We start from the raw sequence: 12,165 nt of genomic DNA on the forward strand, positions 1-12,165 counted from the left end.
AATGAAACCTATTTGCCTTAAGATACTTCCGGTCGTTTTATTGTTAAGCATGTGCTTTTCAAATAAAACTGTTGCGCAAAACGATAACGCAAAGCCCTGGGTATTCTGGTACTGGATTAAAGCAGGTGTTTCGAAAGCAGGCATAACCGCCGATCTGGAAGCCATGAGAGCCAATGGTATCGGTGGTGCGTATTTAATGAGCATTCAGGGGGCTGATAAAACACCACTTTATCAGCCGCCAAGCGTACAACTAACACCCGAGTGGTGGCAAATGGTTGAGTTTGCCATGAGCGAAGCCAAACGTTTAAACCTTAAACTGGGTATGCACGTAAGCGATGGTTTTGCACTGGCAGGTGGTCCGTGGATTAAGCCCGAACTTTCCATGCAAAAGGTAGTTTGGTCTAAGATAACCACCAGTAATACAAAGAATAAAATACAATTACCTACACCTGAAAATAAGGAAAATTATTACCGCGATATAGCCGTTTACGCTTATCCATCACCTGTTGGTGAAGGAATTTCTACCCGTACCATCATCCCTAAAATTACGGCAAGCAATGGTGCAGATGCTAGCGGATTGGTGCAACCCGGCAATAAGAAAAACTTTGGCTCAAACGAACCTTGTTACATCCAGTACGAATTTGAAAAACCTTTCACCTGCCGAACCGTAACGATTAAGGTTAGTGGCAATAATTACCAGGCCCAGCGACTGGCCATCGAGGTGAGTAATGATGGAAAAACCTTTCGCTCAATTGGTCGCTTAGCAGCACCACGACATGGCTGGCAGGATACCGATGAAGACGTAACGCATAGCATTGTACCAACAACAGCAAAATTCTTCAGGTTTATTTACGATAAGAAAGGCTCGGAACCCGGCGCTGAAGATTTGGATGCAGCCAAATGGAAACCTTCATTAAAACTCGTTAACCTGGAATTATCAGCCGAAGCGCAGCTTAATCAATTTGAGGGCAAAAATGGTTCAGTCTGGCGGATCAGCAAAAGAAGCACGGATGCCCAAATTGCTAAAAATCTTTGTATACCATTAAAAAACATCATTAACCTTAGCAATAAACTAAACCCTGATGGTACTTTAAACTGGAAAGCACCTAAAGGTAAATGGACCATCTTAAGGATCGGGCATACCTCAACAGGGCATACCAATGCTACCGCAGGTGGCGGCATGGGGCTGGAATGCGACAAATTTAACCCCACAGCCGTTAAACTACAATTCGACAATTGGTATGGAGCAGCTTTAAAACACGCTGGCCCTGAAATAGCCAAAAAGGTGTTGAGCGTTTTCCATGTAGATAGCTGGGAGTGTGGCAGCCAAAACTGGTCGCCATTGTTTAAAGCTGAGTTTTTAAAGCGTCGGGGTTACGATTTAACACCTTATCTGCCCATTATGACCGGGCTTCCGGTAGAAAATGCAAAAGTATCTGAAGATTTCCTGTATGATATCAGAAAAACCATCGCCGAACTGGTGGTCGATCAGTTTTATAAAACCCTGGCCAAACTAGCAAAGGAAAAAGGGGTGACCTTTACTGCTGAGAGTGTAGCACCAACCATGATCAGCGACGGGTTATTGCACTATAAAACGGTAGATGTACCCATGGGCGAGTTTTGGTTAAACAGTCCTACGCACGATAAACCAAACGATATGCTCGATGCCATTTCGGGCGCACACATTTATGGTAAAAACATAGTTCAGGCAGAGGCTTTTACCACCGTACGGATGGATTGGAACGAGAGTCCGGGCAATATGAAAACCCTGCAGGACCGCAATTATGCCCTGGGCATTAATAAATTGGTGTACCATGTTTTTGCACACAACCCCTGGATGGATAGAAAACCGGGCATGACTTTAGACGGGGTAGGCCTTTACTTTCAGCGCGACCAAACCTGGTGGAAACTGGGTAAAGCCTGGGTTGATTACGCCACACGCACACAAAACCTACTGCAGCAAGGTAAACCTGTAGTTGATATTGCCGTTTTCACAGGCGAAGAATTGCCCCGCAGATCGGTATTGCCCGATAGGCTGGTAACAATCTTACCCGGAGTTTTTGGCAAAGAGGTGGTTGAGGCAGAACAGAAACGTTTAGCCAATGTTGACGAACCTTTGCGACAAATCCCTGCCGGGGTTACCCATTCGGCTAACATGGCCGATCCCGAAAATTGGCTAAACCCTTTACGCGGTTATGCCTATGATAGTTTTAATCCGGATGTATTGAGCACCGCAACCGTTAAAAACGGCGAGGTTGTTTTTGCAAGCGGTACCAGCTATAAAATTCTGGTATTCCCAGGAGAAATGAAAATGAACCCAAATTACCAGTACATGAGCTATGAAACAGTTAAAAAGCTTTTGGAGCTGATCAAGGCAGGCGCAAAGGTGATTGTTGGAGATAAACCACTTTATCAATCTGGTATTAAACAGGTTAATGCCATGGAGTTTAATAAAATTGTGGATGAAATTTGGGGTGGAAACTTCGAATCATATAAAAACAATAACCATCCTGTTTATACCAAAAAAGTAGGATTGGGACAGATTTTTAAGGCACCTTTCTATGGCGAAACCTTTGATGTTTTAGGCTTGAAAAGAGATTTAAATATTAATGAATTCACAAACAATCAATTAAATAAGGATTATGCACCTGATATTGCTTACGCCCATAGAGTTGATGGAAACAAGGAAATTTACTTTATCTCTAATCAGCAAGATAGAAAAAGAACATTACTCTTCAACTTAAGAAATGGCAAAAAATCGGTACAAAGCTATGATGCCGTAAGTGATATATGGTCTGAGCCGCATAAGATTAACAACGCATTTGATGGTACTGACATCAATTTAACCTTACATCCTAACCAATCTATTTTTTTGGTCCTGGATACACCAGAAGTATTTTCTTTTCATTCGCAAAGTGCAGAGGATGAATTGAAAGCTGCAAAAAACAAGCCTGCAGATAAAAATGTATTGGATATTTCAGCTAACTGGCAGGTACAATTCGATCCTGCCTATGGTGGTCCATCCAAACCAGTTGCCTTTAATCAGCTTAGCGATTGGAGCAAAAATCCTGATACTGCAATCCGCTATTATTCAGGAACTGCAGTTTACACCAAAAACTTTACTTACAATGGCGATACTAAAAAGGCCTGGATCGATCTGGGTGCTTTCTCGAGCATGGCCGAAGTTAAAATCAACGGCGTGACATGCGGCACCTTGTGGACACCGCCTTACCGTTTAGACATCAGCAAAGCCATTAAAAAAGGAGAGAACCATATCAGCATTGAAGTGGTAAATACCTGGGCTAACCGTTTAATTGGAGATAGTAAATTACCTGAAAATAAAAGAATTACCAAAACAACTGCACCTTTCCGTTTAGCAGACAAGCCTTTAAACTCTGCAGGTTTATTCGGTCCGGTAGTTATTCAATTGGAGGAGAAATAAGATGAAGATATTTTTCAAAATAAAGACGCTGGCCCTGATGTTACTGTTAGCCTCAGTAGCCCAGGCACAGGATAAATCGCTGGTAAACACCTCAAACAGCCCTTATGCGAAACTGCACAGCATTAACCTGAGTGATGTAACCTGGACAAATGGTTTCTGGGCCGATCGCTTTAAAGTAGCTACCGAAACCATGGTACCCAACATGTGGGCCATTTACAACGATCCCAAAATCAGCCACGCTTTTAAAAACTTCGAAATTGCGGCTGGCCTCGATACCGGTTCGCATGCTGGTCCTTCTTTTCACGATGGCGATTATTACAAAACTTTAGAAGCTGTTGCTGTACTTTACGCTTCAACCAAAAATCCAAAATTGAACGAAATGATGGATAAGGCGATTGCTGTAATCGGCAAATCGCAGCGCGAAGATGGTTATATCTATACCAAAGCCATGATCGAGCAGCGTAAAACCGGAGCCAATAACCAGTTTCAGGATCGCCTGAGTTTCGAATCTTACAACATTGGTCACTTAATGACAGCAGGTTGCATTCATTACCGAGCCACCGGCAAAACCACTTTGCTCAACATCGCCAAAAAAGCTACAGATTATTTATACAAATTCTATAAATCCGCTTCGCCCACTTTGGCCAGAAATGCCATTTGCCCTTCGCACTACATGGGTGTGGTAGAAATGTACCGTACCACAAAAGATCCGCGATACCTCGAGCTGGCTAAACATTTAATTGCCATTAAAGGCAAAATAGAGGATGGAACCGACGACAACCAGGACCGTATTCCATTTTTACAGCAAACCAAAGCCATGGGTCATGCCGTAAGGGCCAATTACCTGTATGCCGGTGTAGCCGATCTATACGCAGAAACCGGAAAAGATTCGCTTTTAAACACGCTGAATCTGATGTGGGATGATGTAAACCAGCATAAAATGTACATTACAGGTGGTTGTGGTTCGCTTTACGATGGTACTTCGCCTGACGGTACCTCATACAATCCGGCCGAGGTGCAGAAAATACATCAGGCTTTCGGGCGCGATTACCAGCTACCCAATTTTACCGCGCATAACGAAACCTGTGCCAATATTGGTAACGTATTGTGGAACTGGCGCATGTTGCAAATTACCGGCGATGCCAAATATGCCGATGTGATGGAACTGGCGCTTCATAACAGTGTTTTATCGGGTATTAGCTTAGATGGGAAGAATTTCCTGTATACCAATCCGCTGGCACAATCAGATGATTTACCTTTTAAGCAGCGCTGGTCTAAAGATCGTGTACCTTACATAGCACTATCTAACTGTTGTCCGCCAAATGTGGTGCGCACCATTGCCGAAGTTAGTGATTATGCCTACAGTGTTTCTGATAAAGGACTGTGGTTCAATTTGTATGGAGGCAACAATTTAAGCACCACACTAACCAACGGCACTAAAGTTTCTTTGACTGAAGAAACCGATTATCCTTGGAATGGCAACATTAAAATCACATTGAAAGAAAGTACCAACAAAGCCTATTCGATTTTTTTAAGAATCCCCGCCTGGACACATGATGCGCAGATCAGCATCAACGGAACAGCAGCACAGGTAAAGCCAGTTTCGGGCACGTATGCCGAAATAAACCGAGTTTGGAAAAAAGGCGATATCATCGAACTAAACTTGCCAATGGAGGCCGTTTTAATTGAAGCCAATCCTTTAGTAGAGGAGAACCGCAATCAGGTAGCCGTAAAACGCGGTCCGGTGGTGTACTGCCTCGAATCTACCGATCTGCCAGGCAAAAATATTTTCAATGCCTTCGTACCTGCCTCTACCCAATTTGAAGCGCAGACCATGAATATTGATGGCGCCAAAATAATTAGCCTGGTGGGTACTGCTAAAATTGTGGCACCCAATAACTGGAAAAACGTGCTTTATAAACCTATTGAAGATAAAAATACTACAACCACACTTAAACTGATACCTTACTTTGCCTGGGGCAACAGGGGCCATTCAGAAATGTCGGTTTGGCTGCCGCTTAGTCGTTAGCCTGGAAGCGTCATGCTGAATTTATTTCAGCATCTCATTTTTTGGTTGATGGGTAATTCGATTAAATAAGCATTAAGATTCCCACCAACGTGGAAATAATGAAAGAAAAATAATACAATGAAATTAAAACTAATCCTTTTCCTGATCCTTTGCTCTAGCATCGCATCGGCCACTGTAAAACCAGCTTCCATTTTTACCGATCATATGGTGCTGCAGCAGCAAAGCAAGGTGGCCATTTGGGGCTGGGCTAAACCCGCAATCAAAGTAAAAGTACTTACTTCGTGGAACAAAACCAGCTACGCTGCAACAACCGATGAAACCGGAAAGTGGAAAGTTAAAGTGGCTACACCAGCTGCCGGCGGACCATACGAAATAGAGCTCAATGATGGAGAAAAACTCTTACTGAAAGATATTCTCATTGGTGAGGTTTGGTTCTGCGGAGGCCAGTCGAATATGGAAATGCCCATGAAAGGGTTCAAAAGTCAGCCTGTTATCGGCTCCAATGAAGTTATCTTAAAATCCTCAAACCCCAACATCAGGTTATATACTGTTCCGCGTTCATCCATTACCGAAAGGCAGGAGAACAGCAAGCCTTCGTTGTGGAAACTTGCTGAACCGGAAACCGTTTCTAATTTCAGTGCTACCGCTTATTATTTTGGATCGTTACTGAGCGAAATGCTCCATGTACCCATTGGCTTAATTAACGACAGTTACGGTGGTTCGAGCATTGAAGCCTGGATGTCGCCCGAAGATTTGAAACCCTTTACAGAAGTTAAAATCCCTTCAAAAGGCGATTCTATTAAAGAAGTAAGCAGAACTCCCACTACCTTATACAATGGCATGCTTTATCCGGTAATCGGTTATGGCATTAAAGGCGCTATCTGGTATCAGGGCGAATCCAATTATGAGCGACCACAACGCTATGAAGATTTGTTCCCGGCCATGGTTTCGAGCTGGCGACAACACTGGGATAATGGTGAATTCCCCTTTTACTACGCACAAATTGCGCCCTACAATTATTCACTTATCGCCAAACCAGGCACCAATTACAACTCGGCTTATTTACGCGATGCGCAGCGCAAGTCGTTAAGCAAAATACCCAACAGTGGTATGGCAGTGTTAATGGATATCGGCGAAGAAAACTCCATCCATCCGGCCAATAAAAAACAGGGTGGACAAAGGCTTGCTTACATCGCCCTAGCCCAAACCTATGGCATTAAAGGCTTTGGGGCACTTAGCCCGGCTTACGAACTGTTAAGTATCGAAAAAAACACCGCAACCCTTAAATTTCAAAATGTACCCAATGGCCTCACTTCTTTTGGTAAAGCCTTATCTTTATTCGAAATTGCAGGTGCAGACCATAAGTTTTATCCGGCCAAAGCCACTATAAAAGGCAGTAGTATTATTGTTTCGGCCGAGGAGGTAAAAGTGCCTGTAGCCGTACGTTATGCCTTTAAAGATTTTGTAACCGGCGATTTATTCGGAAACGATGGCCTTCCGGCTTCCTCTTTCCGCACAGACAATTGGGAGAAATAATAATGATGTTAACCACAAAGACACCTATTTTATATAAAAAGCACTTAAATGTGCTAAATTGCCTTATATGGTCGGCATTTTTAAGTCGCGTCTCAGGTGTCCTTAGGTGTCTTAGGTGGTCGAATATTTTGCGCTTAGAAATTAAATCCTTTGCTCTTGTGCTCTTCTTGTCTTTATGGTTCACTTTAACAACTGCTTTTTCGCAAGAAAAAGATAACGTGGTATGGACTACCCAAAGTAACAATTCAGCTGAATCGATGCCTGTTGGAGGAGGCGATATCGGTTTAAATCTCTGGGTAGAAAAAGGAGAGGTGTATCTGTATATTGCCCGCAGCGGAACTTTTGATGAAAACAATACCTTGCTTAAACTTGGTCGCATCAGGCTGCAGTTTAGCCCGAATCCATTTGCTTGCCAAACGTTTAAACAAGAACTCATCCTGAAAGATGGTTACGCCAGCATATCCGGAGCGAATGGAAAAATTAAAACCGGAATCAAGGTTTGGGTTGATGTTTTTAAACCTGTTATTCATATAGACATCCAGTCGAACACAAAAATCACCACTACCGCCAATTATGAGAGCTGGCGCTTTGAAGATCGGATTACCACAGGCAAAGAAAATAACCAGAATTCGTACAAATGGGCTCCTCAAGGGGTTGTAAAAACACTGAAAGACGAAATTGCTTTTAAAGATGGTGGCGTACAATTTTATCATCAGAATCAGCCGCAAACTGTTTTTGATGTGACGGTAAAGCAACAAGGTTTAACCGAATATCAAACAGCACTATACAACCCCTTAAAAAATCTGATTTTTGGCGGGATAATGACAGGGAAAAACATGGTCGCTGCAGGTAATGATGCCGGCACTTATCTCAACACACCTTTTCAGGGCTGGAAATTGAAAAGTAAAACACCTGCCACAAGCGAACACCTCACCATTGCCCTAAATACCTGTACCACTTCGGCTGTTGCCAACTGGGAAAAGGAATTGAAAAGCACACTTCAAAATGCGAAAAACGATCAGCAGGCCAGCATCAAATGGTGGAACAATTACTGGAACAAAAGTTTTATTTACATCCATGCAAAAGATGAGGCTGCGAATCAATCAGGCAGGAATTATCAGCTTTTCCGCTACATGTTGGGCTGCAATACTTTTGGTAAATATCCTACTAAATTTAATGGCGGGCTTTTCACTTTCGATCCGCAGCTTACTGATAGTGCATTAAAATATACGCCCGATTTCAGAAACTGGGGAGGAGGTACCCATACCGCACAAAACCAGCGTTTGGTTTACTGGCCCATGCTTAAAACCGGTGATTTTGATATGATGGCGGCACAATTCGATTTTTACCTTGGTTTAGTCCGTAATGCAGAAATCAGGACTCAGGCTGCCTGGGGGCACAAGGGAGCAAGTTTTACTGAGCAATTAGAAAACTTCGGTTTACCCAACCCTGCCGAATATGGCTGGAAACGCCCGGCTGATTTTAACAAAGGGATGGAATACAATGCCTGGCTCGAATACGAATGGGATACCGTTCTGGAGTTCTGCACGATGATTCTTGAAACAGAACGTTATGATAAGCGAAATATCGAAAAATATCTTCCCTTAATTGAAAGCTCCCTAACGTTTTTTAAAGAGCATTATACCTATCTGGCCAAACAACGCGGGGCCAAAGCATTCGATGGGGAAGGACACTTGGTTTTGTATCCAGGCTCCGGTGCCGAAACCTATAAAATGGCTTACAATGCTACCTCTACCATCGCTGCGTTGAAAACAGTATTACAGAGATTGATTGAAAGTCCTTCATTACCCGAAAATAAGCGAAGCGAATGGACAGCCATGCTCAAAACCATCCCAGAGATCAGTTTCAGGTCTTTTCAGGGGCAAACCACTATTTCACCAGCTAAAACCTGGGAGCGGATCAACAACACCGAAAGTCCGCAACTTTACCCGGTTTTTCCATGGAGAATTTATGGCATTGGCAAACCGGGATTGGATACCGCCATCAACACCTTTAAATATGATACCGATCTGCTTAAATTTCGCAGTCATATCGGTTGGAAACAGGATAACATCTTTGCAGCAAGATTAGGTTTAACCGACGAAGCTGCCCGATTAACCACCCTAAAATTAAAAGATTCTGGAAGACGTTTTCCGGCCTTCTGGGGACCAGGTTTCGATTGGACACCCGATCACAACTGGGGCGGTTCGGGCATGATTGGTTTACAAGAAATGCTCATGCAAACCGATGGAAAAAAGATTTATCTTTTCCCGGCATGGCCGGCAGACTGGAACGTACATTTTAAACTTTATGCACCATACCAAACTACCGTTGAAGGAACTTTAAAAGATGGAAAATTAATAGATTTGAAAGTATTACCTGAATCGAGAAAAAAAGATATCATAAATATGATTAACCAATAGTACCGTCATCCTGAACTTGTTTCAGGATCTCTTATTTTACAATGAGACCCTGAAATGAATCCGAAAGCTATCGGATCAGGGTGACGACTAATAAATAATTTTAGAAGCATGGATTTACAGTTAAAAGAAAAAGTAATCATCATTACCGGAGCGGCCAAAGGCATTGGCCGTAGTATTGCAGAAGTATTTGCCAAAGAAGATGCCATTGCCGTAATTGTAGGCAGAAAAGCAGCAGACAATAAGAAAGTGGTTGACGAAATTACCGCACAAGGCAAAAAGGCCGATCAGTTTGTAGCCGAACTGTCCAAACCGGAAGATTGTGCAAAAGTAGTTGCCCAAATTGTAGCTAAATTCGGCAGGATTGATGGCCTCGTAAACAATGCCGGTGTGAATGATGGCGTAGGCCTCGAAAGTGGCAATTATGAAGGATTTATGGCCTCGCTCCATAAAAATGTGGTACATTATTACCTGATGGCGCACTATGCTTTGCCTGAGTTGATTAAAAGCAAAGGTGCAATTGTAAATATCACTTCCAAAACAGCGGAAACTGGTCAGGGCAATACATCTGCCTATGCTGCAGCTAATGGTGGTAGAAACGCACTCACACGCGAATGGGCGGTAGAACTCCTCAAATACGGCATCAGGGTTAATGCCGTGGTGGTAGCCGAATGCTGGACACCAGCTTACGAAACCTGGATTGAAACGCTGACCGATGCGCAGGAAAAATTAAACGAAATTACAGCTAAAATTCCTTTAGAAAACAGGATGACCACCGCAGAAGAAATCGCCAACATGACGGTATTTCTGATGTCGGGCCGTTCTAGTCACACTACCGGACAAATTATCCATGTAGATGGGGGCTATGTACATTTAGACCGGGCTTTGGCGAACGCTTAAACAGTTTTCAGTTGGCAGTTATCAGTTTGCAGTTTATGCAAATGCCAACAATTAACCGATTAACCAATTTATACAATTAACCAATACCAATGAAAACCCTAACCTGTACAACTCCCGGTACTTTTGAATATTCAGAAACTGAAAAACCTGAACTTCAAAAAGACCAGGCCATTATTAAAATAAAAAGAATCGGCATTTGCGGCACCGATTTACATGCTTTTGAAGGCACACAACCTTTTTTTAATTACCCGCGCATTTTAGGTCACGAGCTTTCCGGCGAATTGGTTGCCATTGATGGCAGAACCGATTTTGAAATAGGAGAGGCTGTTACCTTTATCCCTTATTTTAATTGTGGCGAATGTATTGCCTGCCGCATGCACAAACCCAATTGTTGTGTAAAAATGCAGGTTTGCGGTGTGCATGTAGATGGTGGCATGCGCGAATATCTATCCGTTCCATCACGCACACTGCTACATGGCGAAGGACTAAGCTACGATGAGCTGGCCCTGGTAGAACCACTGGCCATTGGTGCACATGGTGTGCGCAGGGCCGAAGTACAACCCGGTGAATTTGTGCTGGTAATTGGTGCCGGCCCCATTGGTTTAGGCACCATGGAGTTTGCACGCATAGCCGGCGGACAGGTTATTGCTCTTGATATCAATAACGACAGGCTGAACTTTTGTAAAGAAAAATTAGGGGTTGCACATACCATTAATGCATTATCACCAGATGTAACCGAGCAATTGAGCCAAATTACCAATGGCGATATGCCCACTGTGGTAATCGACGCAACGGGCAACCAAAAAGCCATTAACAACGCCATTCATTACATGGCCCATGGCGCAAGATTTGTACTTATTGGTTTGCAAAAAGGAGATTTAATTTTTAACCACCCTGAATTCCATAAGCGCGAATCTACTTTAATGAGCAGCAGAAACGCAACCATTGTCGATTTCGAACATGTCATCCAATCGATGAAAGCTGGTTTGGTAAAGCCCACAACCTACATTACCCATCAGGTTAATTTTGAGGAAATTAAAGATAACTTTGAAAGTTGGCTCGATCCTAAAAACGGGGTAATTAAGGCCATGGCAAAGATTGGGGAGTAAACAGATCGTCATTCTGAATGAAATGAAGAATCTCATCCAATAAAACAATTCAGGTAGAGATTCTTCACTGCGTTCAGAATGACAAAAGCCATCGCCTTAGGACATCGACTTTATCGCTAAAACAATATCGCATCAGAAAATACGTATATTTGTAAGCATTAATTAATAATAAATCAGTTATGAAAATAGGTGATAAAGTTTCAATTTCCCCGCAAGTAACCGACCGTACCGATTGGATTGAGGGAACGATTATAGAAATAGAAAAAAACCCATATGCAGGTATTGTTATTACTGCAAAATCAGCTGATGGCGAGGTATTTTTCGAAAAAGAAGATCTTTTTAGGCCACTAGGAGAAGAAGCGTGTACGCACTAAGTTTCGATATGACCATATCCGAGCTCAAGAAGGAATATGGAGAGAAGTATCATAGTGCCTATGCCGAAATAAAAACCCATTTAAACAAAAGTGGCTTCTATTGGATTCAGGGAAGTACTTATGTTACCGAAGAAAATTTAACAGCTGTTTATAAGGCCATTCACATACTTTCTAATATTGATTGGTTTAAAAAGTCTGTGAGAGATATCAGGGCCTTTAAAGTTGAAGACTTCTCTGATTTTACAGCGATTGTGAGAGGAATATAAGACAAACATCGTCCGCGTTTGTCACAAAGTGATTCCTTTGGAACAACGCGGATGCCTGAGAACAGCGATTTTATCGCTTCAAAACCAAA

At 42.8% G+C, this 12,165-nt stretch carries 8 protein-coding genes; all 8 read left to right on the forward strand.

Going from position 1 to position 12,165, the window contains the following annotated elements:
* Position 1 precedes the first annotated feature (1 nt).
* The 8 genes from OC25_RS18560 to OC25_RS18595 all read left to right on the forward strand — a co-directional run bounded on the left by OC25_RS18560 (position 2) and on the right by OC25_RS18595 (position 12,076).
* Positions 2–3,442, forward strand: coding sequence for a glycosyl hydrolase (locus OC25_RS18560; RefSeq protein ID WP_039479126.1), 3,441 nt, complete (start codon positions 2–4; stop codon positions 3,440–3,442).
* Between the two features lies 1 nt (position 3,443).
* Positions 3,444–5,471: an aceric acid hydrolase gene (locus tag OC25_RS18565; RefSeq protein WP_156131528.1), complete on the forward strand. Its 2,028-nt coding sequence runs from the start codon at positions 3,444–3,446 to the stop codon at positions 5,469–5,471.
* A 117-nt stretch (positions 5,472–5,588) separates the two neighbouring features.
* The gene (locus OC25_RS18570) at positions 5,589–7,007 is read left to right on the forward strand and encodes a sialate O-acetylesterase (protein WP_039479127.1); all 1,419 of its coding nucleotides are present in this window, start codon (positions 5,589–5,591) and stop codon (positions 7,005–7,007) included.
* A 158-nt stretch (positions 7,008–7,165) separates the two neighbouring features.
* The gene (locus OC25_RS18575) at positions 7,166–9,430 is read left to right on the forward strand and encodes a DUF5703 domain-containing protein (protein WP_245222069.1); all 2,265 of its coding nucleotides are present in this window, start codon (positions 7,166–7,168) and stop codon (positions 9,428–9,430) included.
* A 108-nt stretch (positions 9,431–9,538) separates the two neighbouring features.
* Complete coding sequence (locus OC25_RS18580; RefSeq protein ID WP_039479129.1) at positions 9,539–10,327, forward strand: L-fucose dehydrogenase; 789 nt, start codon at positions 9,539–9,541, stop codon at positions 10,325–10,327.
* Between the two features lie 89 nt (positions 10,328–10,416).
* The gene (locus OC25_RS18585; protein WP_039479131.1) at positions 10,417–11,436 is read left to right on the forward strand and encodes a zinc-binding alcohol dehydrogenase family protein; all 1,020 of its coding nucleotides are present in this window, start codon (positions 10,417–10,419) and stop codon (positions 11,434–11,436) included.
* A 179-nt stretch (positions 11,437–11,615) separates the two neighbouring features.
* Entirely contained in the window at positions 11,616–11,810 is a 195-nt protein-coding gene (locus OC25_RS18590) for a hypothetical protein (RefSeq protein WP_039479132.1), read from the forward strand.
* 8 nt (positions 11,811–11,818) lie between these two features.
* The gene (locus tag OC25_RS18595; protein WP_280740796.1) at positions 11,819–12,076 is read left to right on the forward strand and encodes a virulence protein; all 258 of its coding nucleotides are present in this window, start codon (positions 11,819–11,821) and stop codon (positions 12,074–12,076) included.
* The last annotated feature ends 89 nt before the right edge of the window (positions 12,077–12,165 follow it).

The sequence above is a fragment of the Pedobacter kyungheensis genome (assembly GCF_000812965.1).
Lineage (GTDB): Bacteria > Bacteroidota > Bacteroidia > Sphingobacteriales > Sphingobacteriaceae > Pedobacter > Pedobacter kyungheensis.

Coding starts and splice junctions, on each gene's coding strand:
- OC25_RS18565 (WP_156131528.1), top strand. CDS start 3,444: ATGAAGATATTTTTCAAAATAAAGACGCTGGCCCTGATGTTACTGTTA.
- OC25_RS18560 (WP_039479126.1), top strand. CDS start 2: ATGAAACCTATTTGCCTTAAGATACTTCCGGTCGTTTTATTGTTAAGC.
- OC25_RS18580 (WP_039479129.1), top strand. CDS start 9,539: ATGGATTTACAGTTAAAAGAAAAAGTAATCATCATTACCGGAGCGGCC.
- OC25_RS18570 (WP_039479127.1), top strand. CDS start 5,589: ATGAAATTAAAACTAATCCTTTTCCTGATCCTTTGCTCTAGCATCGCA.
- OC25_RS18585 (WP_039479131.1), top strand. CDS start 10,417: ATGAAAACCCTAACCTGTACAACTCCCGGTACTTTTGAATATTCAGAA.
- OC25_RS18595 (WP_280740796.1), top strand. CDS start 11,819: ATGACCATATCCGAGCTCAAGAAGGAATATGGAGAGAAGTATCATAGT.
- OC25_RS18590 (WP_039479132.1), top strand. CDS start 11,616: ATGAAAATAGGTGATAAAGTTTCAATTTCCCCGCAAGTAACCGACCGT.